This is a genomic window from Haloarcula halophila, from assembly GCF_029278565.1.
GTDB classification, from domain to species: domain Archaea; phylum Halobacteriota; class Halobacteria; order Halobacteriales; family Haloarculaceae; genus Haloarcula; species Haloarcula halophila.
In genome coordinates this window covers 139,715-163,337 of record NZ_CP119560.1, presented here as the reverse complement: position 1 = coordinate 163,337, position 23,623 = coordinate 139,715, and the positions used below count along the sequence as shown (strand labels likewise).

The following is a 23,623-nucleotide window of genomic DNA, read 5'->3' as shown; positions in this document are numbered from 1 at the left end:
GAACGGTCGGCATCGTCCTGACTACGTATCTCCATGGGGAGGTATATAGCTCACATAGCAACGAACAACGATGTCCCCGCAGTTGTCGTTCGTAACGCCCTTCGGGGTGCCCCGGAGCTTCGGAAACTGCGCTCCGATCGGACAATGCCCATGCCACGAACGACCCACAACCGGATCGAAACTGCGATCGAGACAGTCGACCGTGAGATCACGTACGTGGCCGACGAACGGCAGGCGTTCAGTCGGTTCACGACACGGACGCGGGAGCTGAGCCCTGAACAGACAGCCCACGGGACGGCAGTCGGCGGTGACACGATGGCCGTCTCGACCGGTGGACAACAGCTCCAGTCGAACGGGCTGCGGTCGGTCCGCGACGCGTACGAGGAGACGGTTATGGCGGTTCCACACTACGAAACCGTCTACGGGGAGTCACTGGCCGAGAGCCTGGCCGCGGAGTTCGGCACGGCGGTCGCGACACAGCTCCTCGACGGCCAGCAGTTGACGCCCGTTCTTCGAGAGACGATTATCGCCGCCGGGGAACGAGCGATGACCGAACGCGAGGAGTTCGGGGAGAGGCTCGAAACCGAACGTGCCGCTCTCGAAGAGATACGGGAGACACTCTCCGAGATCGAATCCCGGGCTGCAGTCATCGGCGAATCGATCGGTGACGCGACCGAAAGTGCCCAGCTCGGGCAGTACGACGCGGAACTGGAACGCCTCGAAGCGGACTGTGAACAGTTGGCGACACAGCGTCAACGGCTCCTCCACCGGCGTTCGTCAGGCCGCCTCTCCGGCGTCGACGCCGACAGTCTGGTCGGGTTCCTCTACGACGATCGTGCGGAGACCTGTCCCGCGTTGGCCGAGATCACGGACTGCATCGGAACGATCCGGCGACAGCGCGAGCGATGTCTCCGGTGAAAACCGGGTGAGTGGAGTCAGCCGTTCGAGACCTGGATCGATCCCAGATCGACGGTGTCGTTCGTTGTCCGGGTCCCGGTGTCGTTCCGTGTGACCGCCGTCGCCCTCACGGCGTCTGGCTGGTGGCCTTTCGGAAGTACCCACGCCCCGGTGACGGTTCCGTTGCCACCGGCCGGGACCGTCCCAGTCGTCGCGCTACCGGGAACCGTCGCGCCGTCCCTGGTCTGAACCGCGCGCAGTCGGAGTTCGTAGGGCTGGTCGGTCGGGTTCGAGACCGAGACTGTCAGGAGGAACCGCCAGCCGTCCTCGCCGGTGACGACGGCAGCGCGGTCGATCCGCTCGACCGCTGGCGTCCCGGTGAGGATATCGTCGCCGACACCGGCACCCTCCATCTCTACGGTCGGCGTGGTCGCCGTGGCGGTCGCCCCGTCACCCCCGGAACCCAGCAGCGAGTGGCTGACCAGACTGCCGAAGGTCACCACCTCGATGAGGACGGGGATCGCGATCGCCAGGACGATCAGTGTCCGGACCAGTGTCGTCTGTTCGGGACCGTCGATATCGTCGAGCATGGATACTGAAACTGTGCGGTTCTCAGACCGGGATCGGCGGGCTACCGGGTGCAGTGATGCCGTCGGCGATCATACTCGCCAGCGGCGGCCCGTAGGCGATGACGATGAGCACCAGCGCGATCGCCGTCCAGAGCTTGTAGTTGTCGAGGATGCGCGGACTGTGTTCGGCTCCGGACAGCGGGTCCGGGAGCGTCCCGTTGACCGAGAGGGTTCCGCCCCGCCGGGCCAGGAACGTCTCGGCCATCACGATCAGGAACAGCGCGGCACCGACGAACAGCAGGAACCCGCCGATCGCGATCTGTATCCGCATCTCGCCGACCGTGCCGGCGACGCCCTCGAAGGCGAACTCGTCGTAGGTCGGTTCGGCGGTCCGGCGCGGGATGCCCGCGAGGCCGGCCCGGTGCATCGCGTTGGACATCAGCGTCATGCCGATGAACCAGACGTACGGCTGTGCGACCGCGAGCGAGCGCCGCTGGAGCTTCTTGCCGGTGATCTGGGGGACCAGCCAGTAACTGATCGCCATCGCCGTCAGCGCGAAGGCGGTGCCGACGGTCAGGTGGAAGTGGCCGGGCACCCACAGCGTGTTGTGGATGAGGTAGTTGATGTTCATCCCGGCGTTGATCATCCCGGAGAACCCGCCGGCGGCGAACATCAGGCCCGCGAGCGCACAGCCGGCGAAGGCGGGATTACCCCACGGCAGGTTGCGGAGCCAGGAGAGGTACCCCGTCGCGCCGCGCTGTCGCGCCCCGTGTTCCATCGAGGCGACCACCGTAAAGGCGGTCAGCAGCGACGGCAACAGCAGGAACATCGTGTTCGTCATCGCGATGAACTTGAACCCTTCCGGGATGCCGGGGTCGACGTACTGGTGGTGGAAGCCCACCGGCGTCGACAGCAACAGGAACAGGACGAACACCACGCGTGCGAGCGGGTCACTGAACAGTCGCCCACCGGCCAGTTTCGGCAGAACGGTGTACCAGACGAGGTACGCCGGCATGAGCCAGAAGTAGACGACCGGGTGGCCGAAGTACCAGAACAGCGTCCGGGTCAGGAGTGGGTCGACGTTCTGGATGAGCCCCAGCGACCACGGGATGAGGAAGACGACCACCTCGACGGCGACGCCGATGGTGGAGATGTACCACATCAGCATCGTCGTCACGACCATGAACGTCCGCAGGGGGATGCGCTCGTCCGGGTTCTCGGAGCGCCACTCCCACAGCGACTTGAAGTAGGCCCCGCCGGCGACCCAGGAACCGACGATGATCAGTGCCGCCCCCAGGTAGAACGCCGGGTGTGCCTTCATCGGCGCGTAGAACGTGAACAGCACGTCGGCTTGCAGCGAATGCCCGAGGATACTGGGCGCGCCGACGAGCCCGCCGATGATGGCGACAGCCGCCATGACTGTCCCGACGAGCATCACCCAGAAGGCGGCCCAGGCGATGCGGTGTGGGAGTTCCCGTTCGAGGCTGTTCGAGACCGCCCAGCTGAACAGCCCGGCGATGAAGAACGTCGTGAACACGAGCGCCAGCAGGACGCCGTGGGCCGTCAGGAGCGTGTAGTAGTCCGCCGAGCTGACGAACCCGCGGAAGACGCCGGTCCGGTGGAGCGCCTGGATCACGCCGAAGATCGCGCCGATCGCGAGCGCACCGAACGCGACGATGAACTCGCTCCGGACGAGCTTCGACGTTTTCGGGTACTCGTCGACGTAAACCATCAGGCGCTCACCTCCTGGGACTGCTGTGCAGTGTAGTTAGACGGGGCGACCACCTCGACGGATCCACCCATCGTGTGGTGGGCGGCCCCACAGTACTCGTGACAGACGAGCCCGTACGTGCCCGTCTCGTCGAACCGTGCCGATACCTCCGCGACCTGTCCTGGGATGACCATGGTGTTGATGTTCGTCTCTGTGATCGAGAACCCGTGCGTGACGTCCGCGCTGGTCACCTTGAAGGTGATCCGGGCGTCCGCCGGGACCCGAATGGGGTTGTCACCGCTGCCGGGGCTAAACTGGAACTGGCGGGCGACGACGTAGACGACGTAGTGGTCGTCGCTCTGTTTGACGACGCCGGGATCGTCGAAGCCGGTGCCAGTCTCGCCGCTCTGGACTGCCTGTGCGCTGATCGTTCCGCCGCTGTCGTCGACCATCGAGATGCCAGCGCCGACCGAACCGTAGGCGATGGTGGCGATGAAGCCGACGATCAACAGGAGCGCGACACCGAGCCAGACCTTCTCGAAGTTGTGGACCTGCATGGTATCACCCGATCACCGAGACGCGGCCGAGGAACTCGACGAAGTACATGAACACCCACAGGACGGCGATGAGGACGAAGTAAAACGCCACCAGGGCGGCCGTCCCCCAGGGGTCGTACTCGTCGTGTCCGATCTCCGTCGTCGGAGCTGTCTCTGTAGCCTCTTCGACGACTGCCCGCCCGTCCTCGTCGGTGACCGAGGGCGGTCCCTGTCGTTTCCGGCGGCGTGATACAGTGGCGTACAGCAACGGTACGAAAAACGCCGCCATGATCGACCCGGTAAAGAGCCACCGCGGCCCCGACACTTCGACGCTCGGGCCGCCGCCACCGCCGCCTCCGCCGCTGTCCGGAGGCGCGCCGACGACGACGGCACCTTTCATCCCCAGGGCCTCGTGGGGCGTACAGACGTACTTGTAGATCCCCGTCTCCTCGAAGGTGTGGCTGTAGGTCGTCCCGGCCTCCGAGACCGGGTCACCCGAGTCCAGCGGCCCGTCCCCGTCGGAGACGACGTTGTGGCCGCCGCCCTCACCGGTCCAGCTCCAGACCACCTCCGTCCCGGGCGAGACCCGGACTGCGGGTGGGTCGAAGGCGTACGCGCCGTTGTTGCCCTCCGCGCCGACCGTGATCTCGACCGAGTCCTGGCCGGTTCGGTCGGTAGTTTCGCCGTCGAAGTTCGAGACCCCCTCGAAGAAGCCGCCGTAGTCGGGGTCGGCCGGCGGGCCGGTCGGTTGATCGCCGCCACCGGAGCCGCCGGACCCACCGGGCCGAACTACGACGGCACCTTTCATCCCCAGGGCCTCGTGGGGCGTACAGACGTACTTGTAGATGCCCTCGCTCTCGAAGGTGTGACTGTAGGTCGTCCCGGCCTCCGAGACCGGATCGCCCGAGTCTAGCGGCCCGTCCCCGTCGGAGACGACGTTGTGGCCGCCACCTTCGCCGTTCCAAGACCAGACGACCTCGGTGCCTGGACTGACCATCACCGCGGGCGGGTCGAAGGCGTACGCGCCGTTGTTGCCCTCCGCGCCGACCGTGATCTCGACGGTGTCCTGCCCGCGGCTGTCGACGGTCCCCTCAAAGTTCGAGACGTCGTCGAACCAGCCGCCGTAGTCGGGTTCTTCCTGTGCTGTCGCCGTCCCGGCTCCCGCCAGCGCCCCAGCAGCGGCCGCGGTCTGAACGAACTGGCGCCGGTTCAGCGCCATCGCGACCCCTCCTGTTGTCGCGATCCGTGTGAATCTCCAGCAGTTCCTCTGCCCATAGTCGACGCCATCAGGACCAGTACAAAAAACCACCTCCCGCCTTTTCAGCCGGCAGGAACGGGCCTATCGTTTTTATGTTCCCTCCATCTTAGGGGCGAGTATGTCCGGATCTAGTCCGCGTCTCGTGACTGTCCTGGCCCTGGTCGGGCTGGCACCCGTCGCGTACTATCTCCAAGGAACCGGTCGGACGATCGTCGCGCTGTCGCTCGTGAGCGTCGTCATCATCGCCGCGAGCCTCTTCCTGATGACCGCACCCCACGAGGGCCAGCCCGCCTGAGATGGGGCCACTGACCGCCGGCTTGACCGCGGGCGAGACAGTCGGGATCGCGGCCTTCGCCGGTCTCGGACTGGTCGGGAGCGTCCACTGTCTGGGGATGTGTGGCCCGCTCGTAACCACCTACGCCGAGCGACTGGACGACGGTGGCCCGGTCTCGACGCACGAACTCCGGCAACAGGCCCTCTTCAACGTCGGGCGGGCAGGCAGCTACACGGCTGTCGGTGTGGTCCTGGGTGCCGCGGGCGGCGTCCTCTTCGACGTGGCCGGACTCGCCCGACTCGGGACGGCGGTTCGCGGCGTCGTCGGTGTCGCGGTCGGACTCTGTATCCTCGCCGTCGGGCTGGGCTATCTCACGCGCGGGAGCGCGGTGGATCTCGCGGCGTCGATCCCCGTCGTCGGTGGCCTCTTCCGTCGGGTCTCGACGGTACTTGTGGCGCGTGTCGACGCCTGGGTCGACGGCCCCGGGATCGTCGCGCTCGGTGCGATGCACGGGTTGCTCCCGTGTCCGTTGCTCTACCCGGCGTTTCTCTACGCCTTCGCCACCGGTTCGGCGGTGACCGGCGGGCTCTCGCTTGCGGCGCTTGGACTGGGAACGATCCCGCTGGTGTTCGCCTACGGGACGGCCTTCGGGTCGCTATCCCCCTCACGCAGAGCCACACTCCACCGCGTCCTCGGGGCCGTCTTCCTGGTGCTGGCGCTGGTGCCCCTCTCGAACGGCCTCGGCGTCTTCGGCGTCTCGATCCCGAACCCAGCCCTGCCGATGCCATGGACCTGAGACAATGACGACCTGTCCGCTCTGTGGATTGCCCGCCGATCCGCCCGTCACCGACAGCGGCGTCGACGGCGAGTTCTGCTGTCGGGGCTGTCTGGAAGTGGCGAGAACGCTCGACGAACCGGCCGACCGGAGCGTCGCCGACGTCGAAACGGGGGCTGATCCCGACGACGCCGAGGGCGAGACGGCGTATCTCTCCGTCGACGGGATGCACTGTGGGACCTGCGAGACGTTCCTGGAGGCCCGTGCCACCGATCACGAGGGGGTCGCCGGTGCCGCCGCGAGCTACTCGACCGGGACGATGAAACTCACCTACGATCCCGACCGAGTCGCGGCCGAGGAACTGCCCGCGGTCGTCGAAGGCACTGGGTACGAAGCCACTGCTGCCGAGGCGGGCACCGACGACGAACACGAACTCGAAGGCCGGTTGCTGGTCGGCGGGTTCTTCGGGATGATGACGATGCTGTGGTACGTCCTCTTTCTCTACCCGGCGTATCTGGGTCTCGGCTCCGATCTCCTGTTCGTCGATCTGACCGGTCCCGCCGGATCGTATCTGCTGTGGAACACCGCCGTCATGACCGCCGTCGTCGTCGGCTACACCGGCTTCCCGATCCTCCGGGGCGCGTACGTCAGCCTCCGGGCCGGCCACCCCAACATGGATCTACTGGTGGCGATGGCCGCGGCGACGGCCTTCGGCTACAGCGTCCTCGCGCTGTTGCTGGGCCACACGGAGGTGTACTTCGACGTGGCGACGGTCATCGTCGTGGCCGTCTCGGTCGGCGACTACTACCAGGACCGGGTCCGGGAGGCCGCTGCCGGGCGGTTGACCGAACTCACGGAACAACGGACAGACACCGCTCGCCGACGCACCGCCGATGGGACCGAGACGGTCGGTGTCGGCGACCTCGCGGCCGGTGACGAGGTGGTCGTCGGAGACGGCGAGCGGCTACCGGTCGACGGAACCGTCCTGGAGGGGACCGCGGCCGTCGACGAGTCGTTGGTCACCGGCGAGTCGCTACCGGTCCGGAAAACGCCGGGCGACGAAGTAATCGGCGGCGGGATGGTCACCGACGGCGGCCTCGTCGTGACGGTCGGCCCCGACGCACGGAGTACCGTCGACCGGCTCACCGACTTCCTCTGGGAGGTCCAGAGCGACCGGAGCGACGTGCAACGGCTCGTCGACCGGATCGCCGCGGTGTTCGTCCCGCTCGTGGTGGTCCTGGCGGTCGTCGCGACCGGCGCACACCTCCTTGCGGGGACGACAGCCACCGACGCCCTGTTGACCGGGCTGGCGATACTGGTCGTCTCCTGTCCCTGTGCGCTCGGGCTAGCGACGCCGCTGGCGACGGCCGCCGGCGTGAGACAGGCCCTCGACGACGGCGTCGTCATCACCGACGGGTCGGTGTTCGAGACGGCGACGGAAGCCGACGTGGTCGCCTTCGACAAGACCGGCACGCTGACGACGGGCGACGTGTCACTCGTCGAGCGAGCCGACGAGCGCGTCATGCGTAGAGCCGCTGCCGTCGAGCAGTTCGCCGACCACCCGCTCGCGACTGCTATCACGGACGCGGCATCGGCCCCCGACGCGACGGTCGAGCGGTTCGAGACCCACCCGGGACGGGGCGTCAGTGCGACCGTCGACGGCGAGCGCGTCGTCGTCGGCACCCCCTCGCTGCTCACGGACGAGGGGCTGACCGTCCCCGCGGAACTCCGCGATCGATGTGACCGCGCGCGTTCGAACGGATACGTCCCCGCGCTCGTGGGCTGGAACGGACGCGCTCGGGACGTCGTCGTCGGTGGCGACCGGCCACGCGAGGCCTGGGAGTCGGTCGTACGCGCGCTCTCCGTCGACCACGAGGTCGTCGTCATCACCGGCGACAGCCCGGAGGCGGCCCAAGGGTTCCGCGAACACGAGGCTGTCGACGAGGTGTTCGCCGGCGTCCCGCCGGAAGCGAAAGCCGAGGTGATCCAGCGCCTCCAGTCCCGCGGGACCGTCGCGATGGTCGGGGACGGGACGAACGACGCGCCAGCACTGGGAACCGCGGATCTGGGTATCGCACTGGAGTCGGGGACCCGACTCGCCGCGGAGGCCGCCGACGCAGTGGTGACGACCGACAGCCTCAGGCAGGTCCCGTCGGTGTTCGATCTCACCGCCGCGACGCGGTCGCGGATCCGCCAGAACCTCGCGTGGGCGTTCTGTTACAACGCCGTCGCACTTCCGCTTGCGCTCGCCGGCGTCCTCAACCCGCTGTTTGCCGCGCTCGCCATGACCGCGAGCAGCCTGTTGGTCGTCGGAAACTCCGCGAGACGCCTGACGACTGGGTCCGACAGCACCGCCGCCGACGCTGCGGGCACCGATCCGACGGGAGCCGTCGCCGCCGAGGCCGACTGAGCGGGTCGTTCACGTGCTCGTCGGGTTCTGTCCCCCGACGTACAGCGAGCGCACCAGGAAAGCGAGTCCGATCAGCACGAAGACTCCCTGGACGATGAGGACCTCGCCAGTCGACCAGGTCGTCACGAGCGAGACGAAACCGCTCGCCGCCAGCCCGACGGCGATGCTACCGAACCCGTAGCTGAACAGCCTGAGCGGCTCCGAATCGGTCCGACGCGCCGCGCGATACGCCAGACGTGCGATGCTGCCGCCGACGACCAGCGTCACGGCGGTCACGACGACGAGCAACACCGTCGAGGTAGTCGTAGGGATCATTGCTCTGGATGCGGGTGTGGATTCCTCGGCTGTCGGCCAGGCCCGTACACTGGGCGAGCGGCGGGTTGAGGGCGACGGTCTAGTAGGAACTTTCGTGAGTGATGTCTTCAATCGAGCCCGAGGTTCCCAGCGGCTGGGAACCACACTGACCCGCCCACAGACGCGTCGCGGCAGAGGACAGACCGTCACGAGAATCAGTTCCGGGCTCGAATTCTCGGAAATGAATAATACCCCAAACGGATATATATTCATTTGATCAATATTTGTGTATGAGCACCAAACGGACGCTCCAGTCGGAGATGCTCGGACGCAACGTCAGGTTCGATTACTCGGAGACCTGGATCGGCTACTCCCTGTTTTTCATGCGGATCGTGATGGGCTGGACGCTGTTCCAGGGCGGGATCACGAAACTCGTCACGTATCTCGACGCGGACCCGTCGAACAACTGGACAGCAGCAGGCTTCCTGCAGAACGCAGTGCCGGCGGGGAACCCGTTGACCGGCGTTTTCGCCTCGATGGCGGGGTTGCCGGTCATCGACTGGCTGAACATGCTCGGGCTGACCCTGACCGGACTCGCACTCTTAGTGGGCGCGTTCGTCCGGTTCAGCGCGTTCTGGGGCGCGGTAATGATGCTGTTCTACTGGCTCGCGGCACTACAGGGCGGACTGTTGGCCGGGCTCCCGGTCGCACACGGCTGGGTCGTCGACGATCACATCGTCTACGCGGTGTTACTGTTCGGGCTCGGCGCGTTCGGCGCTGGACGCATCCTCGGATTGGACAGCTACATCGAAGAGCTGTCGGTGGTACGAGACAACGAGTGGCTCAAACTCCTGCTGGGCTGAGCCGGTAGGTACCGCCCGGCGAAGGAGTGTCAGAGGGCGTGTGTTTTCGCCATCCAGTCATTCGAGGGGAATATCCGCTCTTTCAGGCGTACACCCCCAGGACGACCAACACCCCGAGACCGAGCACGTAGGCGGCCTGCAGGATGGGAAGCACCGCCAGGAGGGCTACTGCACGGTCGGGCCGCTGGCCTGCGGCGTGAGCGTAGCCGGCTGCCAAGACCCCCACGAACCAGCAGAACATCCCCACGTCGAACAGCACCATCTCGGTCCCCGAGAGCGGGCGTGGTAGTTCCATGGAGACCGCCTGAACGTACACCAGGAGGACGGCGATGCCCGAGCCGGCAGCGCCCCAGAGCAAGAGCCCGACCGTCTGGAGCGGCGGCGTCCGAGGTCGGACGCGGGCGAACAGGAGTGTGGCGACGACGGGGCCGGCGACGAGTATCGGGATCGGTCCAGCACGGAGAAACAGTAGCTGGTCGACAGCGTGGGCAACCAGTCCGAGCAGGAACGCGACGGCGACGGGGACGTTCGATCGACGGAGGTCGGCACCGACCGTCATGGGTCCCGGCTCACCGTGGTGTGAGGTCGACGGTGAGGTCGTCGAGGTAGTGGGTCGCGTCGGCCTCCCAGACGACGCTCGTCCCAGCCGCGACGTACAGCGTGTCCGTCGACAGCGGCGGTGTTGTCCACTCGAAGCGGTACTCGCGCCACCCTTCGGCGAGGTGCAGCGGTTCGCGGAGCCCGCCGTACGGTACCTCACCCAGCGTCGTCGTGTTCACGCCGGGGTCCGGGAAGTCGGATTCGTCTTCGGGGCGATCGGTCCCCAGGCACATCACGGCGTTTCGGAGCGTGTTGAACGACTCCGACTCGCTCCAGAACGAGGCCGTAACGGTTGCCCGGTACCGACCCGACGACGGCACCGAAACCGGATGGACGACCCAGGCGGTCCCGTCGTCGTAATCGCCTTCCGTGAACAGTTCCAGACTCTGTTGGCCGCTCGCGGCCCGCTCGTCGGTCACCGCCACCGACCACTCGAACTCGTCGATGGCCACTTCCGGACCGATGGCGGCCGCCGAGTCCCACTGACCGACTCCGTCCTCGAACCCCTCCTCGAAGGCGGAACCACCCGACCGAGCCCCACAGCCGGCGAGTCCGAGGACCGCGGCTGCCACGCCGGATCGAAGGAAGGTACGTCGGTCCATCCGAGAGGTCGATGGATTCATACTCCGCCCTCCGCGTTGTCGCCCGAGGTGCGGACCGATGGTCCCGGAGACGAGGCGGTTCGGGCGAGGTTCTCGGTCACGACCCCCGGAAAATACCGGTCGACGCCCCTGTCTCCCGGGACGGCAGCCGGTGCGTTGGCAGCCGCCCGATAGCAGTCGACCAGCGGCCCCGCGTGACTGCCCGCTTGCCGGGCACCGAGGCCGTCGTCCGTGGGAACCACGATGGTCTGGAACATCTGCGTGCCCGACGTTGACATCCACTATGTATAAACGTCGGGCGGGACCGACCGGCCGCTCCCACGGCGTCGCTCCTGACCCGACGCTCACAGGAGCCCGAGGACGACGAGTAGCAGGGTCACGAAGCCAGCGACCGCGGCCGCCTGGCCGCGCGTGACCGAACGGGCGCGTTCGAGCCCGAAGGTCCAGACGACTGCACCCCACAGCGACCCCACGAGGTTGAGCGCCAGCGCGACCGGGACCCACGGCTGGAGGCTATCGAGGAGGGACTGTTGCAGCGCCTGCGGGGCGACCCCCGGTGAGACGGTGACTGGGTCCATCAGCAGCCACAGCGCCCCCAACGCGACCGGCGTGGTGACGATAAACGGCGTCATCCCCCAGAGAGTCACGGTCAGCGTTCGGGCGAACCCGCCGCTTGCGTCACAGATCGCCGTTCCGGCGTGGAGCAGGCCAGCCGTGACGAAGATGACGATGGGGAAGCCGATCACCATCGCGGGGTATATCTGGCCGATCGCCTGCCGGAGGATCGTGTCGACGTTTCGCTCGATCCGGGCGGGTTGGCTACAGTCGAATCCGGTCCCGTTCGTCCCGGTCAGGTTGTCGTTCATGTCGTCGAACGTCTCGTTCATCCCGGACTCGCAGAACCCTTCCGGCGGTCTGTCGGGGTTGTCGACCGTGACGGTGCCGTCGACTTTCTCGGTGAACACCATCCCCAGCCCGGCGACGAACGCGACCGCGGCACCGGTCAACAGGACGCCGAGGACGGCCGCCCGAGCGATCGATAGCTCACGGTTCGCGAAGTAGCTGTCGGGGCGGAGGAGGGGCGTACGCGGGGCCATGTCCCAACCAGCGACTGGGCGTCGCATATGTCTTTTGTCGCCGGTAGCGGGGACGGGAGGCGACGGCGAGACGCGAACCTGTCGTCGTGTCCCGGGCGTGTGACCGACTCGCGCGATCGGCCCCGAGGCGAACGCGTGACCGGGTCCTACTCGCTGGCTACCAGGTTGGAGAGGGCCGTCCCGTCACGACTCCTCACCCGGCTCCGCGTCCGCAGACGCTAGCTCGCAGTACCGCCTGAGAAACGTCCGGCGGTCGCTTCGGCCGGCCCCGGCGGCCACGAGCGTCCGTTCGAGCCCGTCGCGCGGCTGGTGGCAGCACGCACGGTCGCAGGGTTTACAGAGGTACTCGAACGCCTTGTCCTCGCGGTCCCAGCGCTCGCCGTGTTTGTCGTACTCCCGGGCGTCTCCGCGGTCGACCGTCTCCCCACAGGCGATACACGTGACCCGACGGGTGTGATCGTCGTCCCACAGCGCCGAGGGAGAGATCGTCATCGATCGCTCCCTCCTTCGGTGACTGCCACAGCTCCGGGCCAGTCGTCGGTCGAGGGTCGTTGTTGTCGCATCGTCTCGCGTGCGGTACTTGCCGCTGGGAGCCGGTGTGTGCGCTGCCTCACCAGTGACGGGGTATAAATACCCGGAGAGTCCTGTCCGTCGGGTCGGACCGGAGCGACTCAGCGAGGGTCGTCCGGGTACGCTCTCGTCGCGGTCGCTTTGAACGACGCCGCGATCGGCTCACCCGGCGCCAGAGCCAGCGTCTCGGCGCTCGTCTCTGTCACCAGCGCTTCGAGGGGGGTGTCGCCGCCGATATCGACGGTCACCCGCACGACGGCGTCGCCGGGCACGACCTCCCGGACCTCGCCGTGGAAGCGGTTCCGGGCGCTGGTCTCCGTCTCCGGGACGCTCTCGGGGGGATGGAGCGTGACGGCGTCGTCACGGATCGCCAGCCGAACCCGGCGCGTCCCCGGCGGGACCATCGCCTGGACGGGTCCCGGATCGGTGTCGACCGTCCCGAGTTCACCCTCGCGCTCGACGACCGTCCCCCGGAACACCGTCTCTTCGGCCTCCGCCACGCCCATGAACTCGGCCTCGACGCGGTCGAACTCCGCGAGGAGGTCGCTCGCGGTCGCCGTCAGCGAACTCCCGCCCCCGCCAGATCCCCCGCGCTGTCGCTCGACTAGCTGGCCGAACCCGTCTTCGAGTTCGACGACGCGCTGTTGTGAACGGGAGTACGACCGCCCGAGTTCGGCCGCCGCCGCGTTGAGCGATCCCTGTTCCCGAACCGCTCTGAGCAACTGCACGTCCCGTCGGGTGACCCGGACACCCCCCTTGTCCAGATGGGCATCGAAGTCCGCGTCGAGTTCCATGTTCCCCCATTACCGTCCGCGAGCAAAACGATTATGCTGGAACCGACACAACGGGGATATGTCTATGGGGAAACAACGGGGGCGAGTTCGGACACACTCACGGCGACAGCTCCTCCGGACGGCCGGAATCGGGCTCACCGGCGTGCTCGGTGGCTGTCTCTCCAGTGCGCAGTCTCCGACCCCGGTTTCGATTCTCTCCGCCGGGAGCCTCCAGCACGCGCTGGAGAACGGACTGAAGCCCACGGTCGACGTGCCGCTCCGGGTCGAATCCCACGGCTCGGCGACCGTCGCCCGACTGATCGACGAGGGCCAGCGCGACCCCGACATCGTCGCCGTCGCCGATACCGCACTGTTCGACGCGCCGATTTCCCCGCCGTGGTACTCGGCCTTCGCGAGCAACGCCGTGGTCCTCGCGTACAACCCCGACACCAGTGGCGGCCAGCGGATGGAGGAAGCGGGGACAGAGCGGTGGTACGTTCCCCTGGTCGAGGATACCGTCAGCCTCGGCCGGACCGACCCGGACCAGGACCCGCTCGGCTATCGCACGCTGTTCGTGCTGGAACTGGCTAGCCGCTACTACGACGACGCGCCGGACCTCCGGGCGGTGGTTCCGACGCGCGAACAGCGGTACCCGGAGACGGGGCTGCTCAGCCAGTTCGAGACCGGGAGCATCGACGCGGCGTTCGCCTACCGGAACATGGCCGTCGAACGCGGCTACGACTACGTGTCCCTCCCGAACCGGATCGACCTCAGCGACCGCAGGTACGCCGACGAGTGGTACTCGACGACCGCCTACGAACTACCGAGCGGCCAGCGCGTCGAGGGCGGACCGATCGAATACGGGGCGGCGATCCGGACCGACACCGAGTCGGTTCGGTCGGTGTTCGAGCAGTTGACGACCGGGGCGTACCTGGACGAGACGGGGTTCGTCCTCGGCGACCGGTTCCCCCGCTTCGAGGGTGACGTTCCAGGGACCGTCCCGACAGCAACACAGGAGGAGTGAGCGATGTCGACACAGGTGTACAACGCCGTTCGCTCGCGTGACTGGCTGTCGGTCGCCCTCGTCCTGGGCGGGCTGTTGGTCCTGTACTACCTCGTCCCGCTCGCGTCGCTGTTCCTCTCGGCGTCACCGGGCGCGGTTGCCGGGCGACTGGCCGACCCCGCCGTCCAGCACGCGGCGGCCACGTCGCTGCTGTCGGCGTCGATCACGACCGTGCTCGCGACTGCCTGTGGCCTGCCGCTGGCGTACTGGTTGGCCCGGGCGTCGACGCCGTTGAAACCACTCGTACTCGCGGTCGTCGTCCTCCCGCTCGTGGTGCCGCCGACGGTCGGCGGGGTCGTGTTGCTCACCGTCGTCGGGCCGGAGACCTTCGTCGGCCGGACGGCCGCGGCGGCCGGGGTCCCGCTCACGCGCTCGCTGGCCGGGGTCGTCCTCGCCCAGACGTTCGTGGCCTCCCCGTTCGTCGTGGTGACCGCAAAGGCGGCCTTCGAGAGCGTCGACCGGACGCTGGAACACGCCTCGCGTTCGCTGGGCAAGAGCCGGTGGACCACCGCTCGGAACGTCACGCTGCCGCTTGCCGGTCCCGGGATCGCCGCCGGGGTGACACTCGCGTTCGCACGGTCGATCGGCGAGTTCGGGGCGACGATGATGGTCGCGTACTACCCGCGGACGCTGCCGGTCGAGATCTGGGTCTCGTTCGTCTCGACCGGGCTCGACGCGGCGTATCCGGTCGCGATCCTCCTGGTCGTCGTCGCGGTCGCCGCCCTCGTCGTCCTCAATACTGTCGCGGCCAACCCCTGGCGATGACACTGGAACTCACCGGCCTCTCGAAGGCCTACGGCGGGTTCGAGTTCGGCCCGGTCGATCTCACCGTCGGCCGGGAGGTCCTCGCGCTGCTTGGCCCCTCCGGGAGCGGGAAGACGACACTGCTCTCGCTGATCACCGGGATCACCGACCCTGACGAAGGCTCGATCACGCTCGACGGGCGGGTGCTGGACGGGGTCCCGCTGGAGGGACGGCAGGTCGGGATAGTGTTCCAGGACGGGGCGTTGTTCCCGCACATGACCGCCCGCGAGAACATCGCGTACGCGGGTGCCGGGGCCGACCGACTCGACGAACTGGCGGCGCTACTCGAACTGCAGGGCGTACTCGACCGGACGCCTGACGCCATGTCAGGCGGTGAACGCCAGCGTGTCGCGCTCGCGCGGACGCTGGCGGCCGACCCCGACGCGTTGTTGCTCGACGAACCGCTGTCGAGCCTCGACGCCCCGATCCGGCGACGCCTCCGGGATCATCTCCACCGGCTGTTCGAGGGGCTGGATATCCCCGTCGTCTACGTCACCCACGACCAGCGGACGGCAACCGCTCTGGGGGACCGACTCGCCGTCCTCCGGGACGGCGGCCTCGAACAGGTCGGCGCACCGACGGAACTGTTGGACCAGCCGGCGAACCGGTTCGTCGCCCGTTTTACCGGCAACGAGAACGTCTTCGAAGGGCGTGTGACCGACGTATCCGGGGACGACGTCACCGTCCGGATCGGCGACCACACACTCCGGACAGCCACGGGGGACCTCTCCGAGGGAGCAGTGACGGTCTGTCTCCACCCCTCGCGAGTCGTCCTCGACGGGCCAGCGGGCAACGGCGGGTCCGGCGAGGAGAACGTGCTCACCGGGACCGTCAGCCGCTGGCTGAACGAAGGGACCGCCTATCGGATCGACGTCGAGAGCGGGGCGCTCACACTCACTGTGACCGTCCGCCCGCCCGTCTTCGATCGGTTGGCCATCGACACCGGCACCGAAGTCGACGTCTCGCTGCCACCCGAGGCCATCCACGTCCTCGACGACCGTTGACACCGATACCGGCCCCTCGACAGGATGCCGAGACAGCACCCCGACGGCTCCGGTCAGGACGGCGCTCGGTCCAGAAACTCCGACAACGTGCCGGTGAGACGGTCCCGGAACCTGTCGGTGTCGGCGTCGAGCGCCACGCGCCCGTTTGCCGCCTCCTCGGAGATGCCGTGGAGATCACACGCCAGCGCACCGTGTTCGATCGACGAGTTGGTCCCTACGGCCATGTGACAGTCCTTGATCGTCAGCAACTGGTCGTCGAGGAGATGAGCGACGACCGCGGCGTCGTGGATCGGCGCCGATTCGAGGTCGTAGCGGGCGAGCGCCTCCTCGTCGTAGTAGGTCAGCCACTCGGCGAGCAGTCGCCCGCGGCGCGTCTCGCGGTCGATCGCCTCGATCCACGCTGGCGAGAGTGTGGCCTGGAGGGTCGCGTCCAGTCCGACCACGGTCGGCGCACACTCCTCGATCACCTTCCGAGCGGCGTGTGGGTCCGAGTGGAAGTTCGCCTCCGCGAGCGGCGTCACGTTCCCGTGGGCCGCGACCGTCCCGCCCATGACGACGAGTTCGTCGAGCAACTCCGGGAGCGCAGGTTCGATAGCTACTGCGAGCGCGATATTCGTCAGCGGACCGACCGCGACGATCGAGAGGTCGCCCTCGTGTGCCCGGGCCTGCTCGACGATGAACTGTGCGGCGTGTGTCTCGACTGTGGCAGGTGATCCGGACACCGCCGGGAGGTCCCCGCGGATGCCACCGGACCCGTGGATATGCTCAGCAGTCGATCGGGCGACGAGCAGCGGGTGCGCCGCGCCCGCGACGACTGGCACGTCTCCCGAGTCGAACAGTTCCACGATCGCACGGGCGTTCCGCGTGGTGTTTTCCACCGTGCTGTTCCCGTGGGTCGTCGTAACCGCTCGGAGTTCGATCGCCGGATCGGCCGCCGCCAAACAGAGCGCGACGGCGTCGTCACACCCCGGATCGGCGTCGATGAGGAGTGGAGATGACATGTGCGGTATCTCGCCGCCACGGACTAAACTGCGGCGGCGTCCGGGCTACGTGGACGACGAATCCCGGATCGCCCTCGTGGCTGTCTCACTCGACGGACGGCGCCGTCTCGTCGGATCGACCCGGGAGCTCCAGTTCGATCTCCAGTTCCGGCTCGCCGACACCGTCGAAGTCGACCTCCAGTTCGACGGGTTCGCCGAACGCGAAGGGGAGTTCCCACTCCTCGTCCGTGATGAGGACCTCGTCGCCGTCCCGGAGTTGTTCGCCGAGTTCGATCAGGAACCGGCCGGCCTCGTCGGCGTCCAGTCGGTACTCCTGTTCGAACTCGCGGCCCGTTCTGATCACCGTTCGGTCCGGCTCGTCGTCGGAGTCGGTCTCTGTGTCTGACATAGTGGTCTCACCGTGGTTGCTGCGGATCGGTGTCGATCTGTGCTGCGTAGCGTGGGACATTAAACGAACCGGGTCCCGGGGTGGGCACCCAGAACCTACAGGGATCCGTGGTCAACTGGCTACCGTATGGCAAAGACAGTCGACGAACTGCGAAACGAGATCAGGGAGGCGACGGGCCGGTTCGAGCGAGAGATCTCGGCGTCGTTCACCAAGGAGGATCTCGCGGCCCTCTGTGACGCAGTCGGGTACGAGATCGACACCGAGTCGCTACCACCGAAGCCGGAGATGCGGGCCGGAATCCTCTCGGCGATCGGTGCCACTGAGGGCGGCGACGGAACCGACCGGCCGTTCCGGAAAGGCGAACTCGAAGCGATCGCCGAGTCGCTCGACGCGTAGGCCGTCGCCGCGCTCCAGAAAACTTATTTTGGACCTGGCCACACCTCCGGATGGGTCCCGGTTCCCGCTACGGACTCCCCCATCCCTCCCTCAGCATCCCGCCGGGGCCCTGACTCCGACCACCATCTGTTCGGTCGCTGGACGTGTTCGAGACCACGTCCCGACCGGTCCTCTTTGGGTGGACTGACTCGCTCCAGACGTTCACTCAGCCCCGACGACAGCAGCGAACGCGACGTTCTGTGTCACCCGTTCGATCTCGACGGTCGGTTCCTCACCGGGTTCTGTCTCGGGGACGATGACGACGTACCCCCGCTCGACCTTAGCGATGCCGTCACCCTGGTCACCGATCGACTCGATGGTGACCGTTCGGACTTCACCTTCGTCGACCGGCGGCGACGGCGGACCCGGTTCACGGTCGATCGCGGCCAGTTCGGTCGTCTCGGGACTGGATTCGTTGTCCGACGAGCCCTCACCGTGGTGTGGAAGGACGCCGATACGATAGGTCTGACCGGCTTCGACCGCGTCGAACTCGATCTCGTCTTTCGGAACTTCGATGACGAACCGATCGTTCTCCGCTTCGACGGTCCCACTGAACAACGACGTGAGTCGTTCGGGAATCTCGACCATACCACACACTGTGGCTCCTGGTAAATAATCGCTAGTAGTCTGGACCGCCCGTCGACTGGGTGATCCTCCCCCCACCACGCAATACGGTAGTGGGTCGGAGAGCGTCCGTCGCGACCGGAGCGACGACAGCCCACTTCGGGTACTCTGTTCGGTCAGAACGGCCCTGGTGAGAGCCGATCAACACACCGGGTTCGGAACTGAGACAGCCGTGCCGTGGATCGGGGGAACAAAATAAAGAGGCTCGAAACGCTCCTCGAAAGATATGCGAGGCGGGAGTGGGCTGCTGTCGGCTGCAGGGACTCAGTTCGGGCCACAGTATAACGGGACCCGAATGCGAGCGGCGTCGGCGGAAGAGCGGTGCGTCAATTGGTCAGCTCTCGTCAGTATGCCACCGTATCTGGGACAGGTGTTCTCCCGGTAATGAGCGTCGGACCGATCGGAGTCGGAGTGATTACCGCCTCAGTCACAGCCGGCTTCGGCGCGGCGTACCTGCTCCAGTATCTCTATCACAAGCGGGGGAGCCCGGGTGCGTCGTGGTTCATGGGTAATATCGCGGCAGTGACCGTATTCTGTATCACCTACGGAGTCTCACTCCTCGTGTTCGACCCGCAGCTTCGGGGTGCAGCCGAGGCGGTTTCGTTCGTCAGCGTCTGTTTCATGGGGCCGTTCTTCCTCGCCTTCGGCTTGGATTACACCGGCCGAACTGACCTCATCCGGAGTCCGCTTTTCGGGGTGGTCGCTGCCGTGCCGATCTCGACGATACTGTTGGCAGCGACCAACACAGCCCACGGGTTGGTGTGGACCGACTTCCGCCTGACACCGGTCTTCGGGTTGGCAACCGCTCGGTACACCATCGAAACATGGGGCGTGTTCGCGCTCCTGTTCAGTGTCGGGACCGCGGCCGTCGGTTCGTTGCTGCTCATCGGAGCGATCCTCAGCTACGGGCCGTTGTACCGACGTGAGGCGACGGCAGTCACCCTGAGTACACTCCCACCGAGCGTCGGTGTGTTGGTGTGGCTCTTCGGTCTCGGACCGGTGCCGGAACTCCACCTCACCGGACCGCTGATGCTCGTTCACGTCGCCCTCGACGGGTATGCCTTCGTGGGTACCCACATGTTCGAGACGAACCCGGCGACACAGCGCGTGGCCGAACAGACGGGGCTCGACAAACTCACGGAGCCCGTGATGGTCCTCGATACGGGCGAGAACGTCGTGAAATTCAACGAACGTGCTCAGCAGCTGTTCGAACGAGCGCAGACGGCGGACGGGCTGGTACCGCTGTCGTCCCTCGTCGGCAACGGGCTGTCGACACTCCGGGAGACGGGCGAGGTGGAGATCGGCGGCCCCGATGGGGGGATATTCGCTGTCTCCTACACGCCGTTGACGGACCCGAGCGGGGACCCCGTCGGGGGGATGATCGTCCTCTACGACGTCCGTGAGGAACGCCAGCGCAAGCAACAACTGTCGGTGCTCAACCGTGTCCTCAGACACAACCTCCGCAACGAGATGACCGTCATACAGGGGTTCGCGGAGTCGTTGGAGCGGTCCCTCACCGACTCGGAGTTACAGGAGCAAGCCGCAACGATCTCCCGCGCCGGCGATCGCCTGTTGGCTATCGGCGAGAAGGTGCGCGAAATCGACCGGATGCAAGACGAGGTCGTCCACGTGGAACAGGTCGATGTCGAATCGATGTTTGCACGGTTACGAGAGGACCTTCTGGAACAGTTTCCCGACGCGACGATCGAGACTGATATTTCGGTTTCTGATCCGACACTGTGTACGCGACCGTCCATCCTCGAACTCGCACTCGCGAACCTGACCGAGAACGCACTAAAGCATGCGTCCCCGGCCGATCCTACTGTCCAGTTACGGATGGAGACCGTCGATCGAGCGGACAGACCGATAGCCATCGAAGTTCGCGACACCAATCGACGGATTTCGGAGAGCGAAACCGCCGTCCTCCGGACGGGGACCGAGAGCCCGTTGAAACACGGGCAAGGGATCGGGTTGTGGATCGTTAACTGGTGTGTCACGACCCTGAACGGTGGCATCGAGTATCGCTACGACGAGGGGAACAGGTTCATCATAACGCTTCCGCCCGAATGAGGCCGGTCACTGGGCGAGTGCAGTAGCGACCCACTCGGGCCGTTCGAGATCGCGGTCGCCGAGGCTGACGACCTCGTAGGTGATATCGACGACACCCGGTTCGCTGGCCGATCCCGACCTGACAGTGTAGTTTCCGGAGGCTTCGAAGACCAGGATTCGACCGCTGGCGTCGACGACCATCCGGGCCTCGTAGTTCCGGAGGTCGGTACCGTTGGCCGGGAGAACGGCGGAAGCGTTCGTCGAGGTCGCTTCCAGCGTTACCAGATATCGACCGTCACTGGACCGGCTATCGACGACCTCGAAAGACGACGCGGTGAGATACGGACCCAGTGCGCCGGTTCCAGTGAGATCGGCGGCGGTCGCCGGTGCGCCGGTGGAGTACCGGACGGTATCGCCCACCTGTCCGCGCAGGACTTGCATGCTCTGGTTCCCCCAGGTGTCGAACTGAGAGGTCGGCGTCCCGGCTCCGGACGTCACCCGATACCGGTATTCGGTCTTGTTGGCCTCGACGAGGGTCCGCTGTCGGCCGACGATCGTGACGACCTGTCCGTTCCGGACGGCCGACCGGTTCGCCCGGTAATCGTTCTCGAACCCGGTGGCGAGCATCGACTGGGCGTGTGCATCGAGCAGCGCCTGCGAGTCGGTGAGCTGTCCGTCGGTGACGCCGGGAACGGCGTTCGGTCCCGAGACCGTCGTGTTCGCGTCCGTGGGAGTCTCTCCCCCTGGCCCACCGAGGGCGTTACAGCCAGCCAGGACGACCAAGAGCAGCAGACAGATGCCGAGTCGCGAACGTCCCATACTCACCGGTCGTCGGTCGACGGTGAAAAAGGGAACAGTTCCGTCCCGGAGCTACCGACTGTCGACCGAGCCTGCTGTCCCGCTGCCCCAGGCAGTCAGGCCCGGATAGTCGGCGATCAGCCCGTCCACGCCGGCGTCGGCGAGGGTCGCGCCACGGTGCCAGGTGTCGACGGTCCAGACGTTGACTGCCATATCACGGTCGTGGGCTTCGGTGACGACATCGGTCTCGGTGACGAGTTGCCAGGGTGGGTGGATCGCCGTCGCGTCGTAGCGAGCCGCCGTCGTCAGCCCGTCAGCGAAGGATTCGGCGGTGATGACGGCGAGGGGGTGTCCGCTCCCGGCAGCGTCGGCCGCCGCGAGCGCGCCCTCGTAGAACGAGGAGAGCAGCACCCGGCCGTCGAAGCCGTCCAGCACGGTCAGCACGTCGTCGACGAACGGCTGCCACCGCCCGCGTGCGCGCCGTGGCTGGGCCAGCGCGAGCGCGTCGGTGATCGGGGCGACCGGGCCGGCGGGGTGTTTCAGTTCGACGTTGATACCGACGCCGTCGGGGAGCACGTCGAGGACGGCATCGAGGGTCGGAACTGTCGCGTGTGTGCCGAGGACGCGTGCGTCCAGCACCGTCTCGGTGGCCGTCTCCCAGACCGTCCCCTCGGCGTCGGTGATCCCTCGGCTCTCGTCGGTCTCGTGGAGATGGGAGTCGTGAAAGCAGACGACCGTCCCGTCGGCCGTGGGGACCACGTCGACCTCGACCATGTCGGTCTCGTCGTGCCGGCAAGCGTACTCGACGGCCGGGACGGTGTTTTCGGGGGCAGCGCCGGCGAAGCCACGGTGAGCGATCATGCGGGGGGCGGAATCGGCGTCCATCTGTCTGTACCCCAGCCAACGCGGTCGGGATACGAATGGGTACCGACTGCCGGGGCGGAAGCGGGCCGGTCCCCCGTCGACTCTCGACCAACCGCTACCTGAATCTTCTTGGCCCTCTGGCACCGCTAGGGACGTACGATGACAGCACTCGCAGGCGTCGCTAACGCCGACGGCCGGACGGACCAAAACGCCGTCGCAACCGCGGGAGCGTCCGACTGATGGGGTTTCACACGTTCGACGCGGAGCGGGCCGCCGACCTCGAAGACCTCTCGCGGTTCCGGTACTGTTCACGGGACGAACTGCTCGGTCACATGGCAGTCGACCGGGAGGCAGTCGTCGCGGACCTGGGGAGCGGAACCGGGTTCTACACGGACGAGGTCGCGCCGTTCGTCGGGAGCGTCTACGCGGTCGACGTCCAGGCGGAGATGCACGACTACTACCGGTCGAAGGGGATGCCGGAGAACGTCGACCCGGTGACCAGCGACATCGCCTCGCTCCCGTTCGCCGACGGGGAACTCGACGCCGCGTTCTCGACGATGACCTTCCACGAGTTCGCGACCCCGGAGAGTCTGCGGGAACTCGACCGTGTGACGGCCGACGGCGGCCGTGTCGTCACGGTCGACTGGACGGCGGAAGGGACCGGTGAGCCGGGACCGCCCCTGGACGAGCGCTACGACGCCGCGGCGGCAGTCGAGAAATTCCAGGCGGCGGGCTTTACCGTCGACCACAGCGTGGAACGGCCCGACACCTTCGTCGTCGTCGCGACCAGTTGAGCCGGCCCGCTCTGTCGCTGTTAGCCACGCGGGACTCGGTTACGGACCACACACCGTCAGAGACGGGCCGAACGGCCCCGTCAGCGGCGATAGGGTAGTAATGCAGAAGATCCACACACTTATACTCGCCAGAGAAGTACGATCAGTTACACATGCCAGATTCGATGAGTGAGTACCTCCAGCAGGATATGGACTGTGAAGGGTTGTTGGAGTGTTTCCACGGACTAAAGCAGTTAGACCGGGAGGTCTTCGGGCACATCACGGCTGCGGGTGGTTCGATGACTGTCGAGGAGATCGCGGAAGCAGTCGACCGGGACCACTCGACCGCCTATCGGTCCGTCCAACGACTGCTCGACGCGGGGTTTATCCAGAAAGAGCAGGTCAACTACGACCACGGCGGCTACTACCACGTCTACCATCCGACCGACCCCGACGAGATGGCCGAGGACATGCAGCGGATGCTCAACGACTGGTACGCGAAGATGGGGCAACTGATCCGGGAGTTCCGCGAGAAATACGACCAGCCACAGTCTGTCCCCACAGAATAGTACCCACCCCAACGAGCGCCAG

28 protein-coding genes are annotated in these 23,623 nt (G+C 66.6%); 12 read left to right on the top strand and 16 right to left on the bottom strand.

What is annotated here, in order from left to right; genetic code table 11:
* Window positions 1-150: 150 nt before the first annotated feature.
* Window positions 151-918 carry a DUF7260 family protein gene (locus P0204_RS16830; RefSeq protein WP_276223855.1) on the top strand — a complete coding sequence of 256 codons (768 nt, stop codon included), beginning with the start codon at window positions 151-153 and terminating at the stop codon, window positions 916-918.
* A 17-nt stretch (window positions 919-935) separates the two neighbouring features.
* On the opposite strand, the gene P0204_RS16825 is transcribed toward P0204_RS16830, so the two are convergent.
* Genes P0204_RS16825 through P0204_RS16810 form a run of 4 tightly spaced genes read right to left on the bottom strand, consistent with a single transcriptional unit; the run spans window position 936 to window position 4,932 of the window.
* Window positions 936-1,487, bottom strand: coding sequence for a hypothetical protein (locus tag P0204_RS16825; RefSeq protein ID WP_276223854.1), 552 nt, complete (start codon window positions 1,485-1,487; stop codon window positions 936-938).
* Between the two features lie 22 nt (window positions 1,488-1,509).
* On the bottom strand, window positions 1,510-3,198 hold the full coding sequence (locus tag P0204_RS16820; RefSeq protein WP_276223853.1) for a b(o/a)3-type cytochrome-c oxidase subunit 1: 1,689 nt from the start codon (window positions 3,196-3,198) through the stop codon (window positions 1,510-1,512).
* Window positions 3,198-3,734 (bottom strand): cytochrome c oxidase subunit II, encoded by a 537-nt coding sequence (locus P0204_RS16815; protein WP_276223852.1) that lies wholly within the window; start codon window positions 3,732-3,734, stop codon window positions 3,198-3,200. Before P0204_RS16815 ends, P0204_RS16820 begins: the two co-directional genes overlap by 1 nt.
* 4 nt (window positions 3,735-3,738) lie before the next feature.
* Window positions 3,739-4,932, bottom strand: coding sequence for a halocyanin domain-containing protein (locus P0204_RS16810; RefSeq protein ID WP_276223851.1), 1,194 nt, complete (start codon window positions 4,930-4,932; stop codon window positions 3,739-3,741).
* Window positions 4,933-5,089: 157 nt separating this feature from the next.
* Between P0204_RS16810 and P0204_RS16805 the strand changes: the two genes are divergently transcribed.
* From P0204_RS16805 to P0204_RS16795, 3 genes are read left to right on the top strand one after another with little or no spacing between them, the layout of a single operon-like run.
* Window positions 5,090-5,266: a DUF8131 family protein gene (locus tag P0204_RS16805; RefSeq protein WP_276223850.1), complete on the top strand. Its 177-nt coding sequence runs from the start codon at window positions 5,090-5,092 to the stop codon at window positions 5,264-5,266.
* 1 nt (window position 5,267) lies between these two features.
* Entirely contained in the window at window positions 5,268-6,041 is a 774-nt protein-coding gene (locus P0204_RS16800; RefSeq protein ID WP_276223849.1) for a sulfite exporter TauE/SafE family protein, read from the top strand.
* Window positions 6,042-6,045: 4 nt separating this feature from the next.
* Window positions 6,046-8,430 (top strand): heavy metal translocating P-type ATPase, encoded by a 2,385-nt coding sequence (locus P0204_RS16795; RefSeq protein WP_276223848.1) that lies wholly within the window; start codon window positions 6,046-6,048, stop codon window positions 8,428-8,430.
* Between the two features lie 9 nt (window positions 8,431-8,439).
* Here P0204_RS16795 and P0204_RS16790 read toward each other — a convergent pair whose 3' ends face one another.
* A complete protein-coding gene (locus tag P0204_RS16790; protein ID WP_276223847.1) occupies window positions 8,440-8,745 on the bottom strand; it encodes a DUF7521 family protein in 306 nt (101 codons plus the stop codon).
* Between the two features lie 269 nt (window positions 8,746-9,014).
* On the opposite strand from P0204_RS16790, the gene P0204_RS16785 reads away from it, so the two are divergent.
* Entirely contained in the window at window positions 9,015-9,587 is a 573-nt protein-coding gene (locus P0204_RS16785; RefSeq protein WP_276223846.1) for a TQO small subunit DoxD, read from the top strand.
* An 82-nt stretch (window positions 9,588-9,669) separates the two neighbouring features.
* Here P0204_RS16785 and P0204_RS16780 read toward each other — a convergent pair whose 3' ends face one another.
* From P0204_RS16780 to P0204_RS16755, 6 genes are all read right to left on the bottom strand, one after another.
* Window positions 9,670-10,146 (bottom strand): hypothetical protein, encoded by a 477-nt coding sequence (locus tag P0204_RS16780; RefSeq protein WP_276223845.1) that lies wholly within the window; start codon window positions 10,144-10,146, stop codon window positions 9,670-9,672.
* 10 nt (window positions 10,147-10,156) lie between these two features.
* Window positions 10,157-10,810: a twin-arginine translocation signal domain-containing protein gene (locus P0204_RS16775; protein WP_276223844.1), complete on the bottom strand. Its 654-nt coding sequence runs from the start codon at window positions 10,808-10,810 to the stop codon at window positions 10,157-10,159.
* Window positions 10,807-11,046 carry a hypothetical protein gene (locus P0204_RS16770; protein ID WP_276223843.1) on the bottom strand — a complete coding sequence of 80 codons (240 nt, stop codon included), beginning with the start codon at window positions 11,044-11,046 and terminating at the stop codon, window positions 10,807-10,809. The genes P0204_RS16775 and P0204_RS16770 overlap by 4 nt, the downstream gene beginning before the upstream one ends.
* A gap of 87 nt (window positions 11,047-11,133) precedes the next feature.
* Window positions 11,134-11,886, bottom strand: a complete 753-nt coding sequence (locus P0204_RS16765; protein ID WP_276223842.1) for a YIP1 family protein — start codon at window positions 11,884-11,886, stop codon at window positions 11,134-11,136.
* Window positions 11,887-12,069: 183 nt separating this feature from the next.
* Window positions 12,070-12,378: a DUF7562 family protein gene (locus P0204_RS16760; protein WP_276223841.1), complete on the bottom strand. Its 309-nt coding sequence runs from the start codon at window positions 12,376-12,378 to the stop codon at window positions 12,070-12,072.
* Window positions 12,379-12,557: 179 nt separating this feature from the next.
* Window positions 12,558-13,250 carry a TOBE domain-containing protein gene (locus tag P0204_RS16755; protein WP_276223840.1) on the bottom strand — a complete coding sequence of 231 codons (693 nt, stop codon included), beginning with the start codon at window positions 13,248-13,250 and terminating at the stop codon, window positions 12,558-12,560.
* Window positions 13,251-13,314: 64 nt separating this feature from the next.
* On the opposite strand from P0204_RS16755, the gene P0204_RS16750 reads away from it, so the two are divergent.
* From P0204_RS16750 to P0204_RS16740, 3 genes are read left to right on the top strand one after another with little or no spacing between them, the layout of a single operon-like run.
* Complete coding sequence (locus P0204_RS16750) at window positions 13,315-14,253, top strand: extracellular solute-binding protein (RefSeq protein WP_276223839.1); 939 nt, start codon at window positions 13,315-13,317, stop codon at window positions 14,251-14,253.
* Between the two features lie 3 nt (window positions 14,254-14,256).
* Window positions 14,257-15,057, top strand: a complete 801-nt coding sequence (locus tag P0204_RS16745) for an ABC transporter permease subunit (RefSeq protein ID WP_276223838.1) — start codon at window positions 14,257-14,259, stop codon at window positions 15,055-15,057.
* The gene (locus P0204_RS16740; RefSeq protein WP_276223837.1) at window positions 15,054-16,100 is read left to right on the top strand and encodes an ABC transporter ATP-binding protein; all 1,047 of its coding nucleotides are present in this window, start codon (window positions 15,054-15,056) and stop codon (window positions 16,098-16,100) included. Before P0204_RS16745 ends, P0204_RS16740 begins: the two co-directional genes overlap by 4 nt.
* A gap of 53 nt (window positions 16,101-16,153) precedes the next feature.
* On the opposite strand, the gene P0204_RS16735 is transcribed toward P0204_RS16740, so the two are convergent.
* Together P0204_RS16735 and P0204_RS16730 are read right to left on the bottom strand one after the other, a co-directional pair.
* The gene (locus tag P0204_RS16735) at window positions 16,154-17,101 is read right to left on the bottom strand and encodes a nucleoside hydrolase (RefSeq protein WP_276223836.1); all 948 of its coding nucleotides are present in this window, start codon (window positions 17,099-17,101) and stop codon (window positions 16,154-16,156) included.
* 85 nt (window positions 17,102-17,186) lie between these two features.
* Window positions 17,187-17,489, bottom strand: a complete 303-nt coding sequence (locus P0204_RS16730; protein ID WP_276223835.1) for an amphi-Trp domain-containing protein — start codon at window positions 17,487-17,489, stop codon at window positions 17,187-17,189.
* A gap of 126 nt (window positions 17,490-17,615) precedes the next feature.
* Between P0204_RS16730 and P0204_RS16725 the strand changes: the two genes are divergently transcribed.
* Entirely contained in the window at window positions 17,616-17,885 is a 270-nt protein-coding gene (locus P0204_RS16725) for a hypothetical protein (protein WP_276223834.1), read from the top strand.
* 201 nt (window positions 17,886-18,086) lie between these two features.
* On the opposite strand, the gene P0204_RS16720 is transcribed toward P0204_RS16725, so the two are convergent.
* Entirely contained in the window at window positions 18,087-18,512 is a 426-nt protein-coding gene (locus P0204_RS16720; RefSeq protein ID WP_276223833.1) for a TRAM domain-containing protein, read from the bottom strand.
* Window positions 18,513-18,932: 420 nt separating this feature from the next.
* Between P0204_RS16720 and P0204_RS16715 the strand changes: the two genes are divergently transcribed.
* Entirely contained in the window at window positions 18,933-20,618 is a 1,686-nt protein-coding gene (locus P0204_RS16715) for a sensor histidine kinase (RefSeq protein WP_276223832.1), read from the top strand.
* A 6-nt stretch (window positions 20,619-20,624) separates the two neighbouring features.
* On the opposite strand, the gene P0204_RS16710 is transcribed toward P0204_RS16715, so the two are convergent.
* Window positions 20,625-21,416 (bottom strand): DUF7537 family lipoprotein, encoded by a 792-nt coding sequence (locus tag P0204_RS16710; RefSeq protein WP_276223831.1) that lies wholly within the window; start codon window positions 21,414-21,416, stop codon window positions 20,625-20,627.
* 51 nt (window positions 21,417-21,467) lie between these two features.
* Window positions 21,468-22,280, bottom strand: coding sequence for a glycerophosphodiester phosphodiesterase (locus P0204_RS16705; protein WP_276223830.1), 813 nt, complete (start codon window positions 22,278-22,280; stop codon window positions 21,468-21,470).
* A gap of 218 nt (window positions 22,281-22,498) precedes the next feature.
* On the opposite strand from P0204_RS16705, the gene P0204_RS16700 reads away from it, so the two are divergent.
* Both P0204_RS16700 and P0204_RS16695 read left to right on the top strand, forming a co-directional pair.
* Window positions 22,499-23,053, top strand: a complete 555-nt coding sequence (locus P0204_RS16700; RefSeq protein WP_276223829.1) for a class I SAM-dependent methyltransferase — start codon at window positions 22,499-22,501, stop codon at window positions 23,051-23,053.
* Window positions 23,054-23,205: 152 nt separating this feature from the next.
* The gene (locus tag P0204_RS16695; protein WP_276223828.1) at window positions 23,206-23,601 is read left to right on the top strand and encodes a helix-turn-helix domain-containing protein; all 396 of its coding nucleotides are present in this window, start codon (window positions 23,206-23,208) and stop codon (window positions 23,599-23,601) included.
* Window positions 23,602-23,623 lie beyond the last annotated feature (22 nt).